This window comes from Tropicimonas sp. S265A (genome assembly GCF_049800835.1).
Lineage (GTDB): Bacteria > Pseudomonadota > Alphaproteobacteria > Rhodobacterales > Rhodobacteraceae > Dinoroseobacter.
This window is the reverse complement of record NZ_JBNAFU010000004.1, coordinates 166,393-184,691: the sequence shown is the minus strand read 5'-3', so window position 1 is coordinate 184,691 and position 18,299 is coordinate 166,393. Positions and strand designations below refer to the sequence as shown.

Below are 18,299 nucleotides of genomic sequence, written 5' to 3'. Positions count from 1 at the left end.
GAGGGGTGGGGTGGGTGGTACGGAACCGACCGACAGCCTTTGCTGCTTGCAAGATAAGGCTACCGACATCATTGGCACATTGCCAAATGTTTTCTCACGTAAAACTTGTGCATGACGCCCGACTTGAAAGCTACAAAAAAATCAAACCTTTGATTTTTTTACGACTTTTCAGAATTCCGTTACAATTCCTACGACCATGGTCTAGCGTGTCACACAAGCCGAGACCCCGAACCGGTTTGACCCAAATCAAGCTGTGTGGCGCTGATCTTGCCGCGTTTGGACCGATCGGTTCTTCAATAGCAAGCTGAGTCGGGCCTTGTTCCCGCGCCCAAGGCACGCATCTTAGGGGAAGCAGAGGACAGTTCGATGAATCAGCCCATTCTCCACGCCGCCGCCCCGGACGTTCGGACACGCGACAAGCTTGAAGGCGGCCAGACGTTCCGTATGGAAACCAGCTTTGCCCCGGCGGGTGATCAGCCGACAGCAATCACCGAGTTGGCGCAAGGTGTCCGCGATGGCGAGCGCGACCAGGTTCTGCTGGGCGCAACCGGTACCGGCAAGACCTTCACAATGGCCAAGGTGATCGAGGAAACGCAGCGCCCGGCAATCATCCTCGCCCCGAACAAGACCCTTGCGGCACAGCTTTACGGGGAGTTCAAAGGCTTTTTCCCGGACAACGCGGTCGAATACTTCGTCAGCTACTACGACTATTACCAGCCAGAAGCTTATGTCGCCCGCTCCGACACGTATATCGAGAAGGAAAGCCAGATTAACGAGCAGATTGACCGTATGCGGCACTCTGCAACGCGGGCACTTCTGGAACGCGACGACGTGATTATCGTCGCCTCGGTCTCGTGCATCTACGGTATCGGGTCTGTCGAAACCTATGGGGCCATGACCCAGGACCTGATCGCGGGCAAGGAATACGACCAGCGCAAGGTCATGGCCGATCTGGTGGCCCAGCAATACCGCAGGAATGACGCCGCATTTCAGCGGGGCAGTTTCCGGGTGCGCGGCGACAGTCTGGAGGTCTGGCCGGCCCACCTTGAGGACCGCGCGCTTAAATTCTCGTTCTTCGGAGAAGAGCTCGAAACGATCACGGAATTCGACCCGCTGACCGGAGAGAAGACCGGCACGCTGGAGCGGATCCGTATTTACGCCAATTCGCACTACGTGACACCGCGCCCAACGATGCAGCAGGCCATCATCAGCATCAAGAAAGAGCTGCGCATGCGGCTCGACCAACTGGTCGCGGAAGGCAAACTCTTGGAAGCGCAGCGCCTGGAGCAACGCACAAATTTCGATATCGAGATGCTGGAGGCGACCGGTGTTTGCAACGGGATCGAGAACTATTCCCGCTATCTGACGGGCCGCGCACCCGGCGAACCGCCCCCCACCCTGTTTGAATACATCCCCGACAACGCTATCGTCTTTGCAGACGAAAGCCATGTCTCTGTCCCGCAGATCGGCGGCATGTACAAGGGCGACTACCGGCGCAAGTTCACGCTGGCGGAACATGGCTTCCGCCTGCCCTCCTGCATGGACAACCGCCCGCTCAAGTTCGAGGAATGGGATGCGATGCGCCCGCAATCGGTCTTTGTATCCGCAACCCCCGCCGCCTGGGAATTGGAACAAACCGGCGGCGTGTTCACCGAACAGGTCATCCGCCCCACGGGCCTTCTGGACCCCAAGGTGGAAATTCGCCCGGTGGAGATGCAGGTGGATGACCTGCTGGATGAAGTGCGCAAGGTGGCCGCCGACGGGTTCCGCACGCTTGTGACGACGCTGACCAAGCGCATGGCCGAGGACCTGACCGAATACATGCATGAACAGGGCATCAAGGTCCGCTACATGCACTCGGACATCGACACACTGGAGCGCATCGAGATCCTGCGCGACCTGCGCCTCGGCGCGTTCGACGTGCTGATCGGGATCAACCTTCTGCGCGAGGGTTTGGATATTCCCGAATGCGGGCTGGTGGCCATTCTTGACGCGGATAAGGAAGGTTTCCTGCGCTCCGAAACCTCTCTTGTCCAGACTATCGGGCGGGCAGCGCGGAACGCCGATGGGCGCGTGATCATGTATGCCGACAAGATCACCGGCTCGATGGAACGCGCGATGGCCGAAACCGACCGCCGCCGTGCCAAGCAGATCGCCTATAACGAAGAACACGGGATTACTCCCGAGACGGTCAAGAAAAACGTCGAAGATGTTCTGGCTGGCCTCTACCAAGGCGACGTGGACATGAACCGCGTGACCGCGAAAGTCGACAAACCCATGATCGGCGCAAACCTGCAGGCCCATCTGGACGGGTTGCGCGAGGAGATGCGCAAAGCCGCCGAGAACCTCGAGTTCGAAGAAGCCGCTCGGCTCAGGGATGAGGTCAAACGGCTGGAGGCCGTGGATCTGGCCGTCGCAGACGATCCGCTCGCGCGTCAGTCAGCGGTGCAGGCCGCAAGCGATGCAGCCGTTAAGGCGCAAGGGCGGTCAACTGCGGGACGCCCGGGGCAGCGTGGAGGGAATGTGAAGCGGCGGCGTAAAAACTAGACTTCCGATGCCGTCGCTTGGACATGCTCGGCTGATCCACACTCGGCAGCATTCTCTGAACGCGTAAAGCGAAACTGGCAACGCCTGAAAAACAGGCGAATGCCCGCGTTCTTATGGCTGAAGCTATGAACCCTAGCATCAAGCCCACATAACTCTTGTCAGCTTACAACGACAGCGCTTTGCTGAGGCTTCATCACCTTATTTTTCCCCGGAGCTATACTATGAAGACTTCTTTTCTTTCGGCGGCGGCATTGTGCGCTGCTGCCCTCGCATTGCCCGCTCATGCCAACACGATCACGCTCGATTTCGAGGGACTCGGAGTGAAACAGTCTGTCAACGGCGCCGAGGCAATCATAGAAGGCGTCGGCGATTTCTATAATGGGGGCCTTGGCGCGGATGGCAGCGGTCCCGGCGTGGATTTTGGAGTGACGTTTTCCGACAATGCGCTTGCTATTCAGGACGCAGATGTCGATCCAAGCCTGCCTTTTAACTCGGGCAATTTCGGCGGCGAACCAACACCGGATACGGTTTTGTTCTTTTTGACCGGAAGCGCTGCAACGATAAGCTTCGCGTCTGGTTTTGATACGGGATTTTCTTTCTTCTACAGTTCAATCAATTTCACCGGTAGCATCGACGTCTATTCCGAAGTTGACGCTACCGGGACGTTGCTTGCATCGCTGCAATTGCCTACCACGCCCTTTAACGGAGCTCCGGACCCGACCGGTCAGTTCAGCCCGTTTGTACCGATCGGCGTATCCTTTGACGGGATCGCGAAGTCGATCGATTTCGGGGGAACGATCAACCAAATTGGGTTCGACAACATCACTTTTGGGTCCGCGACGCCGGGAGATGTTGGCACTGTTCCAGGAGGAACATCCGTGATCCCGCTGCCCGCTGGTATGCCCCTTATGATTGGCGCTTTGGCTTTATTGGGTGGGCTACATCGGCGAAAATCGTTGGCGGCTCCGGCACGCGGCTGACCCAACCCGCAACAGTACCGCGCAAAAGGCTTTGTCAGTCTCTTGCGCCCAGCTACTTTGCGAGTATGCGCTTGATAATTGCTCTCACGCTGCTCCCGCTCCCCGCCCTTGCTTGGCAGGCAGGCTTTGAAGGCCGCCTCTGCACCTTGACCCACATCGAGGACAGCGCGGAGGTGCGGCTGACCTTCGATCCCTCCGGTCCGCTCTACACCATAGCCATCACCACCCCAGCACCTTGGCCGGATGCGGACGTGTTTGGGATCACGTTTGACGGGCCGAACGCATTGACGATCTCGACCGACCGGCAGACACTTTCAAACGCCAATCGCACACTGACTGTTTCCGACCGGGGTTTTGGCAATGTGCTGAACGGCCTTGCCCAGAACGCGACCGCGATTGCGTTCACGGGCGACACGGCTGTGCAATTCAGTCTCGACGGCGCGGAACCCGAGGTCGCGATATTTCGCGCCTGTCTGGACGCCCCCACGGCCTAGCCGCGAAATCCCGAGGACAGGATGACCGGAACGATCAGGTCTTCCTCATCAACCAGATGCCGGTCCAGAAGGCGACCGAACCGCGTCATCTCGTCCAGCAGAGGTCCGGCCTCCCGGGTGCGCAGGGTCGTGTTCGCCGCATCCGCCGCACTGTGCAAAAGGCCATCCATTGCGTGGTGATCCGCGTCCAGAACCTCGAACCCCCGCGTGATACGGGCGTCCAATCGGGCCAGACGGGGGAAGTATTGGTGATCCTCGATCTGGTGATGGGCATGCAGCTCGTTGAGCAGCGTTCCCGCAAGTTCTGACAGGCGCGGCGCGTATTCCTCGAACCCGGTTTGCCCGTCCATGTAGTTCTGCGTGTCCGCTTCGATCTGCGCCAGTAACCGCCTGAAAATCAGGTGGCGGGACAGCCAGAAGCGGACCAAATCGTTGAAATTCGGGTGCTGTGGCCACGCGGCGCGGGGATACGCCTCCTCGAGAACACGCAGCGCGTCAGGCCAGCCGGAGCGGTCTTCGAGGCTCAAGCGATCATCCATGCTGCCTCAACCTGCGGCGTACCGCGGTCAGCCTCATCCAAGCTGCGCGAGCACTTCGGTCAGCAGCGCGTCGACCTCGGCCTGCGCCGCGCCGCGCTTGCGGCTCTCCTGTGCGCCGAAGCCTTCGCCCAGTGTCTCGGCATAGACGATCCTGTTGGCGAGATTTGCGGTCGCCAGTTCGGCGTCCGTCTGTGCGGCGGCGTCGGCCACTTCCGCGCCCAGCCGTGTCCCGGAGCGGGTCCGGTTCAGCACAAGCAGCGTCTTGACCCCAACCCGGTCGGCCAGATCAAGCACCCCTTCGGTGGCCCAGAGGTCCACATGGCTGGTCGCGATTGGCACCAGCACCAGGTCGGCGGCGCGCAAGGCGGGTTTCAGGTCGCTGTCGACCTTTGGCGGGGTATCGATGATGACAAGGTCGTTCTCGCGAGACATCTTGCCGACCTCATACCCGATACCCCAGGCAGACGCCGTGGAAAACTCCATGTCCGGCGCCCCCTCCAGCCGCTCCAACCGGGTCATGAACCACCGACCGAGAGACCCTTGCGGGTCTGTATCGATCAAGGCCACGCTGTGGCCTGCACGGACCGCAGCCACGGCCAGATTGACCGCCAATGTGGTTTTGCCCGAGCCGCCCTTCTGCTGCGCCACGGTGACGATACGGCCTGCCATAGTCCACCTCTCGTTTGATGCAGGGTCAGACTGCGCCGATTCTGAGGCGAGTGCATCCGAAAACGACGCACCCCACGGCACGCAGGACCACGAACGCGTTGAAATAGTGGCCGCATCGGCCCTGCAACGCGCCACGCCGCGCGGCGGGATTAACCCGCCGTTAACCTTGATTGCCAAATCTGCGCCCATGCGCTTGGGCTTGATCTGTCTGGTGTGGCTGGTCAGCTGCGCCTCCGCGCTCGCAGGACCCTGGCCGCGCGAGAAGGGCAGTTTTTTCACGTCTGCCTCGGTTGAAAGCCCCGAGGACGGGGACACCCGCGAACTGTATTACTCCGCCTATGCAGAATACGGCATGACGGACTGGCTGACACTCGGCTTCGACGGCGGGACCGACTACTACACGAATGGCGAGGGATATGCCTTTGCGCGCGTTCCGATCCCGGTTGAGCTTGGCCCACACAAATTTGCCGTTCTGGGCGGTGTTGGCGCGCGGATGGACGAAAGCACCCTGATGGAGCGGATTTATGTGCTTGGGGCAAGCTGGGGCATGGGGTTCGAAAGCCCGCTTGGACCAGGCTGGGCCACGCTGGACGGCACCTTGCGGCACCGCCGCACCAGCGACAGCCGGCTGGCAAAACTCGACGCAACGCTTGGCCTCAACCGCGAGAGTGGACAACTCTGGTTTGCGCAGTTGCGCTATTCCAACGATACGCTGGCCGAAGAGCCGATATGGGAAGTCGCCCCATCCATCGCATGGCCACTCTGGGGGGCAGCGAAGCTGGAGACGTCAGCCTCGTTCGGCCTGCAAGGTAGCGATCAGATCAAACTCAAACTCGGTCTGTGGCTGGAGTTCTGAACTGACCGGCCCGGCATGTGCCTACCGGATAACGTGCACCGAACATGGCGAATGGCGCACGACACGGGCCGCCGTCGACCCGAGAAAGAAATCCTGAAGCCCGGGCTTGTGCGACGAGATCACGATGCAGTCGACGCCATGATCGGTTGCGTAGTCGACAATCGTCGCGCCCGAATGCCCTGTCACGACCTTCGGCGTCACACCTTCGGGATTGCCCAGTTCTGCGGCCAGCACATTGGTGAACTCGGTGACACGATTGCTCAGATGCTCTTCCGGCAGGTATTGCGTGGCATAGCTCGGCAACGCCTCCAGAACATATAACGCAGTGATCGAAGCCCCTTCGGCGGCCATGGCGCGGGCAAGCTCCAACGCGCCTGCTCCGGTTTCGGGGTGATCCACATCCACGGCGACCAGAATATTCGAATACATGACACAAGTCCTTGTCTTGTCAGCTGTTCTCCGGGATCATTTCTAGGACGTTCAGCCGGAAAATACCTTGATCCAAGTCATGTTTTGCGAAGGGATGCAGCGATGCCGGAAACCTCTCCGATCAGACCGACTGATGACGAGGCGCGGGCGCTGGCGCGTGAACTGATATCAAAGGCGCGTTTCGGAGCCCTCGGGGTGCTCGAGCCGCAAACCGACATGCCGATGGTTAGCCGGATTTCCGTCTCCACGACAGCGCAGGGCATACCCTTGTCGCTGATCTCGGACCTGTCCCACCACACTCAGGCACTCAAGGCGGATGCGAGGTGTTCACTACTGGTCGGAGAGCCGGGGTCCAAAGGCGACCCCCTGACCCATCCTCGCATCACCCTGCAATGCGAGGCACGTTTCATCACCCGCACAGACGACACATTCGCGACACTAAGGGCGCGTTACCTATCCAGTCATCCCAAAGCGCAGCTTTACATCGACTTCGCCGATTTCAACTTTGTCGAGCTGCGACCTGGCGTTGCGCATCTGAACGGCGGGTTCGGCAAGGCCTTCACCCTGACCCCCTCGGACCTTGGGCTGGCAATGGATTAGCAGCTACCAGCCTTCGGTACCCGGGCCGCCCTTGATCACACCAGTCAAATTGGAGGTGACCCACCCCCCGTAGAATGACCCGGGTTGGTTTTCCACCAATTCCTCGCCGACGAAACAGGCCTCTACGCGTTCTGGATAAAATGAAAAGAACCCCGCAATTGGTGCAAATCGTTTTGTTGGTTGCGGATACGCCCATGCAGCACGGTGGCTGACCATACCGCCGACCTTTGCGTCAAAATACCGGGCGGCTCCTTTCCATTCGCACCAACTGCTGCCAGTTGTTCTGGTCAGCGCACCCTGCTGCACATCCTCGGGGGGAAAGTAGTAGGTCGGTGGGTGATGGGTCTCCAGCACGCGGTAGCCGGAGGTTGTTTCCGCCAGAACCGCCCCGGCAAGTATAACGCGCAGACGGGTTGGCACCGGCTCCAGCGCGGGCGGGCGTGGGTAATCTTGCACATCTTCTAAGGGAAGCGTCATGGCGAACAACCTCTTGGGCTATTCAACGAGGTAGCCCGGGGCGAAGGGCCGACAACGAGACGGATCTCACCCGGAACCGCGCGACGATCATCCGCGACGCAAGAGCAATGTGCTGCCACCCGCGACGACAAGGACGCACAAGCCCAGTGCCGTCAATGCATCTGGCAATGTGTCGAACACAAACCATCCGAAGAAAGTTGCCGCCACGAGTTGGAAGTAAACGAAGGGCGCAAGTGTGCCTGCCTCTGCGCGGCGGTAGGCAACAATCAGGAGGAAATTGCCCAGCATAGATGCAGCCCCGCTGACCAGAACAAGCCCGGAAACCCTGATCGACATCTCGGGCAAGGTACCCATACCAAATGGCGCAAGGATCACGGCCCCCACCAGAAGTTGCGACAGCAACAACGCACGCGGGCGTGCGACCTCTGCCAGCCATCGGCTGGTCACCAGGTAGAACCCGTAGAAAATTCCTGCGAGAACCGCGAACGCCAGACCTGGGGTCATGCCGAAACCGGGCCGTACCACCAACAACACCCCCATGAACCCAATCACCAGCAAGCCCGCGCGCGCCCAACTCCAACGCTCCCCCAACAGCCAGCACGACAGGAAAAAAGACAGGATCGGACCAATGAAGAAGGCGCCGAAGACATTCGCGATCGGTTCGGTTTTCAGGGATGTCAGGATGCAGGCGATCCCGCAGACGATGAAACCGCCGCGCAGCCAGATCCGCCAGTCTCGCAACAGAGATGGCGCAAGTGCACTGGCGGCAAACGGCGCGGCCAGCAGGGCTCCGATCACGAACCTGCTCCACCCGACGAAGATCGGTGCAACGCCGGCCTGCATCAGCAATTTCGCGGCCGTATCGCCGAGCGGAACGAGGCTCATGGCGATCAGCATCATCAGAACCGTCAGGAGCATCGCGGACCTTTTGCAACAATCCGCCCTGCCTTAGACCGCGGAACCCGCCATAACAACCAGTTGCCTTGTTCCTGTCACAGGTCTGGGCTTTACTGTGGTCGATGACCGGATCGCCGCAGATATCGCGCCGAGGATTGCTGACGGGGCTCGCCGCCGGTCTGGCGAGTCCTGCGCTGGCGAATGCACCTGGGCGCAGCCCCTTTCCCAAGCCGCGGCCCGGCGACGGGATGCGGCGCGCGCTTCCCGCAACGGCCGATCTGGTCGCGCGGGCAAACGTTCGGGGGGCGACATCAGTCGCGTTGATCGACCTTGAGTCGAACATGCTCCTTGATGGGTTTGCGCCCGCGCTACGGCTGCCCCCAGCCTCGACCACCAAGGCGCTGACGGCGCTTTATGCGCTGCGAACCCTTGGCCCGTCCCACAGGTTCGTTACGCAACTGTTGCGTACCGGCCCGATCGAGGGCGGCGTGCTCAAGGGTGACTTGATCCTTGCCGGTGGCGGCGACCCGACACTCGACACCGACGCCCTGGCGGAGTTGGCACGCAGCCTTTCGGACGCAGGCGTAACGGCGGTGTCCGGTAATTTCTACCATGATGGCACAGCGTTGCCCTCAATTGCGTCGATCGATCCTGGTCAGCCGGATCATCTGGGGTACAACCCCGCAATCGCCGGGCTGAACCTGAATTTCAACCGGGTCTACTTCGAGTGGAAACGCGAGGACGGCAACTATGCCGTCTCGATGGATGCGCGATCAGGGACGTTGCGGCCTCGCGTTCGGGTCTCGTCCATGTCCGTGCAACCAAGACAAGCGCCGATCTATACCTATGAACGGCGTGAAGGGCGCGACCACTGGACCGTCGCCCGTGGTGCACTCGGGCGAGAGGGCGGTCGCTGGCTGCCCGTTCGTGAGCCTGAGGCGTATGCTGCGGATGTGTTCCGAACCCTCGCAGGCCAGACAGGGATTTCGCTGAAACCCTCGCAGCCGCTGCCTGCGGACCTTCCGTCTGCAACGTCGCTCTCTGCTCTCAACAGCGCAGCGTTGCCGCAGATCCTGCGCGGGATGCTGAAATACTCCACGAATCTAACGGCCGAATGCGTGGGGCTGTCGGCAACCCAAGCGCTCGGAGCGCGCCCCGAAACACTCGCCGCCTCGGGCCGGTCGATGGCAAGCTGGTATGCTGCTCAGATGCCGTACCCGGCGGAGATGACGTTCTCGGATCACTCAGGTCTGACCGATAGCACACGAATCTCGTCCAGAGACCTCGCTACGGCTCTTGCGCAACGCGGCGCGATCACGGAACTTGGCCCGCTCCTGAAGCCGGTAACGCTGCGGGACAGGCAGGGCAATCAGCTGTCGGACTACCCGACCGCGATCTTTGCCAAAACCGGTACATTGAACTTTGTCTCAGCACTTGGCGGGTATATCGTCCCGCCCTCGGGCAAACGGTACGCGTTTTGCATCATGTCTGCCGATCTGGACCGGAGGGCACTGTTGACCCGCGCGCAAAGGGATCGCCCGGAGGGCGCACGCCCCTGGGCGCGGCGTGCACGCAAGCTGCAAAACGACCTTCTGCTCAACTGGACGCGTGGGCTGTTGACCTGAGCGCCGCGCGCCACACCGCACCTGCCAAATTTGTTTCGACTTGATCGAAGAACTACGCCTAGAATATCGAACCACCAGTCCGATACTAAGGCTGCCGATGCATGGCGCGTTCATCGAACCGCAAGGATATCACACTGAAATCGCTTGAGCTTTTTCAGATTTGTGCCCGTCAGGGATCTCTTCAGGCAACCGCCAACGAAACGGGCTTGTCGATCAGCACCGTCTCGCACCACCTGCGCGGCCTCGAAGATCATTTGGGCGTCGAACTCTTCAACCACGCGCGCCGTCCCATGGGCCTGACGCCGAAAGGCCACGTTTTCCTGCGCAACATCGACAGCGCACTGCACACGATCCGCAAGGCGAAGGCCGAAGCCTCCTCGGGTAACGTGGCGGAGGCAAGCTATCTGAGGGTTGGCAGCATCGAGGATCTGGACAGCGACATCACACCGGAGTTGGCCGTGTTTCTGGCCGGGATCATGCCGGAGTGCGACTTCCTGTACCATACCGGCACGAGCCACGAGCTTCTTGAAATGCTGAAGAACCGGCAACTCGATATCGGGATCACGACCAACCCGTCGGAACGACTGCCAGATCTGAGCGACCGCCCGCTGTTTCGGGATCCGTTCGTGGTGGTTGTCCCGCGGTCAAATGACAAACCAGTTGCGGACATTGTTGCCGGAAAGACCGACTTGCCGTTCTTGCAGTTTTCGAGTGACCTGATCATCGCCCGGCAGATCGAAGCGCAGCTTCGGCGCCTCGGTGTGACCGTGCCCTACAGGTTCGAATGCGGAAACACCCAGACGCTGATGGCGATGGTTGCGGCAGAGGCGGGATGGACCATTACCACACCGCTGATGTTCTCAAGGGCCAGAAGGTTTCACACCAAGCTCGCAATGCACCAGTTTCCCGGCAAGGGGTTTTCCCGCACCTTGTCGCTTGTTGCGACGCCGGATTGCTCGCAATCGGTGCTGACCATGGTCGACCAAAAACTCAGGGCGCTTGTTTCCACGCATGTGATCGCACCGTTTCACGAAACTGTACCATGGCTGAAGGACCGCTTCGTCCTGATTGACTGAACCGCGTGCGTGTAGAGCTACAGAATGTTGAACCGCGCGCGGATCGCCTGATCCTGCGCATCGGTCAAATACACCGGATGATGGTTCGCAAGGATGTCACGCGCGCGCGCTCGCGCGACCTCCGCGGCATCGCGCGCACCATTTTGCATCCATGTGCGGGGATCGTCCCGGTCCGCAAGGACCGGATAGAAGTAGTCCCGCTCCATCGCGGACAACGTGTGCCGCCCGCCGAGGAAGTGGCCTTCGCCCAGCACCGCTTCGCAAATCGCACCGTAGCCCAGATGCTCTTCATCCACCTCGATCCCGCGTAGGGCCCGGTATGTGTGCGAATGCATTTCATCATCAAGGACAAAAGCCTCGAAACTCGCGCCCAACAAGGACGCTGTCATGCCGGAGCTCTCGTAAATCAGGTTCCCCCCAGCCAGCGCGGCCGCAAGCGAGGTCAACCCCTTCTCCATACCATACTGCGCATCGATTGCCTTGGCGTCCGTCATCGAACACGCAACCCCGGACGGCAGCCCCAACCAGTTCGACAGTTGCGCAGACGCGGCGTTTAGTACGGCGGTCTCTCCGCTGCCTCCGGAAAACGCCCCGGTGCGCAGATCAATCACAAGCGGCCAGTTCGAAAACACCATTGGAAACCCCGGACGAATGGCATGGACCATAACAAGGCTCGCCAGCGTTTCCGCGAGGGACTGCGCCAGAAATCCCGCCAGCGTCGCCGGGGCCGTGGCTCCAGCCTGGGCCGCCGTGATGCACGAGATGGGAATGTTGTGATCGATGCAGCCATAGACCACATCCACAGCATCGGACCCATAGCGCATCGGAGAAATGACCGGACTGATATGCGCCTTGAGGAACGGGCGCTCTGCGAACGCGCCAGTGCCCCCGGCTGCGATATCCAGTATCTGGATGATCGGCGCAATGTGATCCGCGAGCGTGAACGAGGTCGCGACCGGCTTTGTTGTATTCCTGAGCAGCGCATAGACCGTGTTCACATCCAGATCGAAATTGTCCTCCACGTCCGTCGCAACACAGCACCGCGTGTACCAACTGACATTTGCCAGCGTGTCCTGCAGCCGCGTGAAATCGTGCAAATCCTCAAGTGTCGAGGGACGATACAGTTGCGTTTCCAGATCCAGCGTTTGGACCGCGGCGCCGCCGGTTCCGAAATGAACGCTCGACCCGCCGACCTTGATCGACCGACGTTCATCGCGCCCATGCAACACAAAGGTTTTTGCGGCCTGATCAATGGCCTCCCCTACCAGTGCCGCCGGAAACAGCACCCGCCCGGCGCCGTTGTCCGTGGCGCCCACGTCCAGCAGATCGCGGTGCAGACGTTCCGGCACATCCCCCATCCCGAGGGTTTCCAACAGACGCAAGGCTGTATCGTAAATCCGGTCCAAATCCGCTTCGGTAAGGGGCTTGTACGCGCCCCCGGTCTGACCGGGCGGACAGGGATTCACCTTTGGCTTCGCAGCCCGTTGTGCAAGCCGCCCCTCGCGCCCCCCGCGTTTTTCACGTCGCTGCGTCAACCTGGGCCACTCCAACCGCTCAGATGCTCGTTCGATCAATCGTGTTTTCGGCGTTTGGCGCAAATCGCCTCTCGGAAATCCGAAAAAATCGAAACAGAAATTCTATTATCTAGCAAATCATGCTGGCTGCATTGCCGGCAAAGCGAATTTCGTCGCCTTAGGAGATACGGGCTGAGCGGAGACGACACATGAAATCGCGCACAAGGGTTGTGGTTATCGGCGGCGGCATCGCGGGCTGCTCAACGCTCTATCACCTGACACAGGAGGGGTGGACAGACGTCGTTCTGGTGGAACGGAACGAACTGACCTCCGGCACCACGTGGCATTCCGCAGCACAGGTCACGAATTTCGGCATGACGCAAACGATGGTTGGGCTGAAAACCCATTCCATCAAGCTCTACAAGAAATTGGCCGATGATCCGGACTATCCGATCAACTACCATCACGGCGATGGCGGCATCCGGCTGGCCAATACCGAAGAACAGATGCAGGGCTACCGGCATTTCGCCTCGATGGCGCGCGGGATGGGCGTTCATTTCGAGGTGATAGATGCGCAGGAATGCGCCCGCCGCCATCCGCTGATCTCTACCGAGAACCTGATCGGCGGGCTATGGGACCCGCTGGACGGGGATATCGACCCGGCGCAACTCTGTCAGGCGCTGGCACGACGGGCCCGCAAGGCCGGGGCGGAGGTCTATCGCAACACGCCCGTCATCGGCCTGACGCAGCACCCAGACGACACGTGGACGGTGCAAACCGAGCACGGAGATATCGATTGCGATATCGTCGTGAACGCGTGCGGGTACCGGGTGAACGAAGTGGGCGCGATGATGGGCGTCCATCACCCGGTATCATCGATGGAACATCAGTATTTCCTGACCGAGGACATCCCCGCGATCCGGGACGCCGGGCACCGCATGCCCCTGCTGCGCTGCCCCATCAGCGACTACTACTGTCGCCAGGAAAAGAACGGGCTGCTTGTCGGATTCTATGAACAGGCCTGCAAGACCTGGGGAATGGACGGGATTGATCCGAACTTCGTCAACGCCTTGTGCCCGGATGATCTGGACCGCGTGACTGATGTGTTGGACGGCGCCTTTGCCCGGATGCCCGCCCTGATGGAGACGGGTATTCGTACGATCGTCAATGGCCCCATCACCTATACCATTGACGGGGCACCTCTGGTCGGGCTGATTCCGGGCAAACGCAACGCGTTTTGCATCATCGGGCTGCGCGCAGGCCTTGGGGAGGGCGGCGGGCACGGGTGGCTCCTGGCGCAACAGATCGCTCAGGGCGAGGCGTGCTATGACACGTGGGGGCTGGACCCGCGCCGGTTCACCGGCCACGCAAATGTCGAACTGACCGCCCTCAAGGCGATCGAAGATTACCGCAACGAGTTTCGCTTTCACTTCCCGCACGAACACCGCCCCGCCGGGCGACCGGCAAAGACAACACCACTAACGCCGGTTCTGGCGGCCGAAGGCGCGGCATTCACCGTGATCAATGGCTGGGAACGGGTGGAGTACATCAAGCCCGACCCTGATTTTCATCCCACCCTGAGTTTCCGCTTCGACGAAGCGTTCGACGTCGTTGCGAGAGAGGTGAAAACCGTGCACGAAGCCACCGGACTTTGCGAGGTCAACGGCTTCAACAGGATCGAGATTACAGGGGCGGATCGCCACAAATTTCTTGATCGGCTGGTGTGTGGTGCCGTGCCCAAACGTGACGGACGGGTCGGCCTTGGCTACCTCCTGAACCACCACGGAATGGTCAAGGCAGAGGCGACACTGGCAAACCTGCCCGCCTCCGACAGGGGACCGGCGCGGGTGTGGTATGGCTCTGCGGCCGCGTCAGAGTACCATGATATGGACTGGCTGCGCGCGCATCTGCGCCCCAGCGAAGACGTTCAACTGAAAAGCTTGACCAATGACCAGACCATTCTGGTTCTCGCAGGCCCGGCGTCCCGCGCCCTACTGGAAACGGTGAGCCGCGCCGACTGGTCGGCAGATGCCTTTCCGTGGCTGTCGGTGCGCGAGTGCTTCATCGGCATCGCACCGGCAACCGTTATGGGGGTCAGTTTCTCAGGCGAACTCGCCTACGAGATCCATGTCCCGAACGCCTCGCTCTACGCGGCCTACCTTGCGCTGCGCGAAGCAGGCGACGCATGCGGGTTGGGATTGTTTGGCGCCCGCGCGGTCGAGTCCATGCGGATGGAGAAAGGCTTTCTGCATTGGAAGTCCGATCTGCTGACAGAGTTCGATCCGTTCGAGACGGGTCTGGATCGGTTCGTCCGCCTGCAAAAGGGCGCTTTCATCGGGCGCGAGGCAGTGTTGAAACGTCATGCGAACGGTCCGCGGAAGAAGTTGGTCAGCCTTCGGATCGCAACCGACCAAGCCCCCGCCCATGCCGGTGCGTCGCTGATGGATGGCGACCGCGTGGTGGGTACAATCACCTCCGGCGACTGGGGGCACAGGGTCGGTCTGAACCTCGCCTACGGGTTCGTCGACCCAGCGTTTTCAGACATCGGGAGTACGATGCAACTGGACCTCTGCGGAGAACCGGTTGAGGCGACAGTGATACCGCCCTGCCCGTTCGACCCAGAGTTTGCAAGACTGCGGAGTTAGGTAAGACACCGCCCGTGGCAGCGCGTCATCGAAGGCTCAGTCGTCCCATTCCACATCGAACTTTGTCACCACGGCCCGGACTTCGGCGTCTGTCAGCGCGCGCGGCGTGGCGCCGCGGGTCAGCAGGGCCAGGCGCGCGGTGTCTTCGAGTTCCTCGATCGCGTTGCAGGCGGCCTCCACATCCTTGCCAGCAACGACCGGGCCGTGATTGGCAAGCATCACAGCGCTGCGTTTACCGGAGAGCCCGCGCACGGCATCCCCCATGGCCGGATCCCCCGGCAGAAAAAACGGCAGCAGTTTCACCTTTCCCAGCTTCATGATGCCGTAAGGTGTCAGCGGCGGCAGAAAATTATCCGGGTCGACATCCGGCAGAAGCGACAACGCAACCGAGTGACAGGCGTGCAGGTGCACGACTGCCCCCGCCGCGCTGCGCGTGTCGTAAAATGCAGTGTGCAAGGGCATTTCCTTGGTTGGCGCGTCCCCATCGATCAATCGACCGGCGGCGTCAAACCGACTGAGCCGGGCCGGATCGAGGCGCCCGAAACTCGTACCGGTGGGGCTGACCAGCAAGCCGCCATCGTCTGTGCGGGCGGAGATGTTGCCGGTGCTCCCTCCCGTCAGGCCGCGATCGAACATGGATCTCGCCAACAGGCAAATCTGCTCGCGCAATTCGGCCTCGGCGCTCATGACTGCTCCAGCTTGCTTTGTGCATCCGAGAAAAAGTCTTCTTGCCCGAAATTTCCGGATTTCAGGGTCAGTGCGATGTCCCGACCGCCGCTTCGGCAAAAGGTCCACGGCACACCCGGTGCGATTTCCGCCCCGATGTTCAGCCGGGTCACACCCAGCGCCTGCGTTACCGCACCGGAGGTTTCGCCACCCGCCACGATGAAACGGTCGACACCCCTGTCCCGCGCGGCAACCGCACACGCCGCGAGGGCCTCCTCGACGATCTGACCGGCACGCGCCGTGCCCAGATGGTCTTGCGCGGCCTTGACAGAGGCCGGGTCGGCCGTTGCGTAGATCAGCGGTGCGGATGTCTGGGATTGCTGCGCGAGCCAGTCCAGCGCGCCTTGCGCGCCGGTCTGCGCGAGTTGAACGGGATCGAGTTGATAACTTGGCGCTCCAAGCGCCCGGTAAGCCGCAACCTGCGCATTTGTCATGGACGAGCAACTGCCCGACAGCACGATTGTACCCTGCCCGAGCGCCGGGCGCGGTTGTCCCTGCACGGCGCCGGTCAGCAATCCGTCAGATGCGTAAAGGCCGGGTAACGGCATGGCAACGGCGCTTCCGCCCGTCATCAGCGGCATGTCCTTGCACGCCTCGGCGATCACGCTCAGGTCGGAATCCGCCACGGCGTCCACAACCACGTGCGCAACCCCCCCGATGCGCAGGCGCGCAAGCGCCGTCTTGAGCGCAGAGGCACCCTGTACGACCGTGTGCCGGTCAACAAGGCCTACAGGTTTCGTCACCTGAGGTTCCAGCAAACGCATCAGGTTGCTGTCTTGCATGGGCGTCAGCGGGTGATCTTTCATCGGGCTCTCAGCAAGTGGCTGGCGGCCCACAAACAGGTTTCCCATGAAAATCGCGCGCCCGTTCTCGGGAAAGGCCGGGCAATAAATCGTCAGATCTGTTTCCAACTCAACCATCAAGGCCTCAGCCACCGGTCCGATATTGCCTTCTGCCGTGCTGTCGAAGGTGGAACAGTACTTCCAGAAGAACCGCTGCGCCCCGGCCTGGCGCAACCAGGCAAGTGCGGCGCGGGTCTGGGCCAGCGCTTCGGCCACGGGGGCCGTGCGGGATTTCAGCGCGATCACCTCGAACGCGGCGGTGTCTCGCGGCGGCGCGTCCGGCACCCCGATGCGCAGTGACACAGGCATGCCGGAGCGCGCAAGCAATCCGGCCAGGTCCGTTGCCCCGGTAAAATCGTCTGCGATGCAGCCCAGAACGGTCGTCATGCGTCCCCCGGCAGGGTAAGGCCCGCATTGCGTGCATAAACCTTGGCCACGGCTGCGTCGTCCTCAGCCCCCAGTCCCTGCCCGGCCGCCGCCAGAAACTGCTGTAACGCAGCTGCGGTGATCGGAGCGCTGAATCGCGCGTCCCTGGCGATGTCGAGCACGATGCCAAGGTCCTTGGGCCAGATATTGACCGAACTGTGCGGCGTGTAGTCGCCCGCCACGATGTGCGGCGCGCGGTTTTCGAGCATCCAACTGGTCCCGGCACATTTCGAGATCACATCGAGAAACTTCTCGGGCGAGACGCCTTGGGTCATGCCAAAGGTCAGGGCCTCCGCCATCGTTGCGATGTGAACACCTGCCAGCAGCTGATTGACAGCCTTCATCGCCGATCCCGGCCCAGCGCAGTCACCCAGTACAAACACCGTCTCGGCGGTGGCGTCGAGCAGTGGTTCGGCGGCCGCGAACGCCTCTGCTGTTCCGGCGGCCATGACAGACAACGCCCCGGCTGCGGCTTTCACGGACCCTCCGGATATCGGTGCGTCGAGGTAATGCACCCCGTACTCCGCGCAGCGCGCTTCCATCTCGCGGGCGAAGTCCGGCGGGACAGTAGCGCAGGCCATGACGACCGATCCGCGGCGCATCCGCGGCACGAGGCCCGCGTCGCCAAAGAGGACACTTTCCGTTTGTGCGGCGTTCAGGACAACGATCGCCGCTGCATCGAGGCTCCCGCTCACGTCCTCCAGCAGGCCCGAACTGCCGCCTTCGGCGACGAACCTTTTAACGGCATCCGGATTGATGTCATAGCCAAACGTCTCGTGCCCGGCGCGCAGTACCGACAGCGCCATGCCATAGCCCATTGACCCAAGGCCAATCACGGCGATTTTCCGAGCGCTCATCTGCCCCTCCTCCTCGGTGGTCCGGCGTGGTGCCGCAATTGCTCCCGAAAGCAGCATAGTGCCGGAGGGGTCGACTGCAATCGGACTTTGCCGCGATGGT

At 61.3% G+C, this 18,299-nt stretch carries 17 protein-coding genes; 8 read left to right on the top strand and 9 right to left on the bottom strand.

What is annotated here, in order from left to right; genetic code table 11:
- The first annotated feature begins 366 nt into the window (after positions 1-366).
- From uvrB to ACP15N_RS12590, 3 genes are all read left to right on the top strand, one after another.
- Complete coding sequence (gene uvrB / locus ACP15N_RS12600) at positions 367-2,547, top strand: excinuclease ABC subunit UvrB (protein WP_425092656.1); 2,181 nt, start codon at positions 367-369, stop codon at positions 2,545-2,547.
- Positions 2,548-2,768: 221 nt separating this feature from the next.
- A complete protein-coding gene (locus tag ACP15N_RS12595; RefSeq protein ID WP_425092655.1) occupies positions 2,769-3,527 on the top strand; it encodes a VPLPA-CTERM sorting domain-containing protein in 759 nt (252 codons plus the stop codon).
- Positions 3,528-3,673: 146 nt separating this feature from the next.
- On the top strand, positions 3,674-4,021 hold the full coding sequence (locus ACP15N_RS12590; protein ID WP_425092654.1) for a hypothetical protein: 348 nt from the start codon (positions 3,674-3,676) through the stop codon (positions 4,019-4,021).
- Here ACP15N_RS12590 and ACP15N_RS12585 read toward each other — a convergent pair.
- Both ACP15N_RS12585 and parA read right to left on the bottom strand, forming a co-directional pair.
- The gene (locus ACP15N_RS12585) at positions 4,018-4,560 is read right to left on the bottom strand and encodes a hemerythrin domain-containing protein (RefSeq protein WP_425092652.1); all 543 of its coding nucleotides are present in this window, start codon (positions 4,558-4,560) and stop codon (positions 4,018-4,020) included. The two genes, ACP15N_RS12590 and ACP15N_RS12585, sit on opposite strands and share 4 nt — an antisense overlap.
- A gap of 33 nt (positions 4,561-4,593) precedes the next feature.
- Positions 4,594-5,229 (bottom strand): ParA family partition ATPase, encoded by a 636-nt coding sequence (gene parA, locus ACP15N_RS12580; protein WP_425092650.1) that lies wholly within the window; start codon positions 5,227-5,229, stop codon positions 4,594-4,596.
- Between the two features lie 187 nt (positions 5,230-5,416).
- On the opposite strand from parA, the gene ACP15N_RS12575 reads away from it, so the two are divergent.
- Positions 5,417-6,085 carry a hypothetical protein gene (locus ACP15N_RS12575; RefSeq protein ID WP_425092649.1) on the top strand — a complete coding sequence of 223 codons (669 nt, stop codon included), beginning with the start codon at positions 5,417-5,419 and terminating at the stop codon, positions 6,083-6,085.
- A gap of 21 nt (positions 6,086-6,106) precedes the next feature.
- Here ACP15N_RS12575 and ACP15N_RS12570 read toward each other — a convergent pair whose 3' ends face one another.
- On the bottom strand, positions 6,107-6,514 hold the full coding sequence (locus ACP15N_RS12570) for a universal stress protein (RefSeq protein WP_425092647.1): 408 nt from the start codon (positions 6,512-6,514) through the stop codon (positions 6,107-6,109).
- A 102-nt stretch (positions 6,515-6,616) separates the two neighbouring features.
- On the opposite strand from ACP15N_RS12570, the gene ACP15N_RS12565 reads away from it, so the two are divergent.
- Positions 6,617-7,114: a HugZ family protein gene (locus tag ACP15N_RS12565; protein WP_425092645.1), complete on the top strand. Its 498-nt coding sequence runs from the start codon at positions 6,617-6,619 to the stop codon at positions 7,112-7,114.
- 3 nt (positions 7,115-7,117) lie between these two features.
- Here the strand turns inward: ACP15N_RS12565 and ACP15N_RS12560 are convergent, their stop codons facing one another.
- The gene (locus ACP15N_RS12560) at positions 7,118-7,591 is read right to left on the bottom strand and encodes a DUF427 domain-containing protein (RefSeq protein WP_425092643.1); all 474 of its coding nucleotides are present in this window, start codon (positions 7,589-7,591) and stop codon (positions 7,118-7,120) included.
- 87 nt (positions 7,592-7,678) lie between these two features.
- Complete coding sequence (locus ACP15N_RS12555; RefSeq protein ID WP_425092641.1) at positions 7,679-8,509, bottom strand: DMT family transporter; 831 nt, start codon at positions 8,507-8,509, stop codon at positions 7,679-7,681.
- Between the two features lie 65 nt (positions 8,510-8,574).
- On the opposite strand from ACP15N_RS12555, the gene dacB reads away from it, so the two are divergent.
- Both dacB and ACP15N_RS12545 read left to right on the top strand, forming a co-directional pair.
- A complete protein-coding gene (gene dacB, locus ACP15N_RS12550; protein ID WP_425092639.1) occupies positions 8,575-10,113 on the top strand; it encodes a D-alanyl-D-alanine carboxypeptidase/D-alanyl-D-alanine endopeptidase in 1,539 nt (512 codons plus the stop codon).
- A gap of 101 nt (positions 10,114-10,214) precedes the next feature.
- The gene (locus tag ACP15N_RS12545) at positions 10,215-11,189 is read left to right on the top strand and encodes a LysR family transcriptional regulator (RefSeq protein ID WP_425092636.1); all 975 of its coding nucleotides are present in this window, start codon (positions 10,215-10,217) and stop codon (positions 11,187-11,189) included.
- Positions 11,190-11,206: 17 nt separating this feature from the next.
- On the opposite strand, the gene ACP15N_RS12540 is transcribed toward ACP15N_RS12545, so the two are convergent.
- A complete protein-coding gene (locus ACP15N_RS12540; protein WP_425092634.1) occupies positions 11,207-12,724 on the bottom strand; it encodes a trimethylamine methyltransferase family protein in 1,518 nt (505 codons plus the stop codon).
- 188 nt (positions 12,725-12,912) lie between these two features.
- Between ACP15N_RS12540 and ACP15N_RS12535 the strand changes: the two genes are divergently transcribed.
- Positions 12,913-15,348, top strand: coding sequence for a GcvT family protein (locus ACP15N_RS12535; protein ID WP_425092632.1), 2,436 nt, complete (start codon positions 12,913-12,915; stop codon positions 15,346-15,348).
- Positions 15,349-15,384: 36 nt separating this feature from the next.
- On the opposite strand, the gene ACP15N_RS12530 is transcribed toward ACP15N_RS12535, so the two are convergent.
- The 3 genes from ACP15N_RS12530 to ltnD are packed head-to-tail and all read right to left on the bottom strand — an operon-like array spanning position 15,385 to position 18,199.
- A complete protein-coding gene (locus ACP15N_RS12530; protein ID WP_425092630.1) occupies positions 15,385-16,035 on the bottom strand; it encodes an aldolase in 651 nt (216 codons plus the stop codon).
- On the bottom strand, positions 16,032-17,303 hold the full coding sequence (otnK, locus tag ACP15N_RS12525; RefSeq protein ID WP_425092629.1) for a 3-oxo-tetronate kinase: 1,272 nt from the start codon (positions 17,301-17,303) through the stop codon (positions 16,032-16,034). Before otnK ends, ACP15N_RS12530 begins: the two co-directional genes overlap by 4 nt.
- Entirely contained in the window at positions 17,300-18,199 is a 900-nt protein-coding gene (ltnD, locus tag ACP15N_RS12520; protein ID WP_425092627.1) for an L-threonate dehydrogenase, read from the bottom strand. Before ltnD ends, otnK begins: the two co-directional genes overlap by 4 nt.
- Positions 18,200-18,299: the final 100 nt, after the last annotated feature.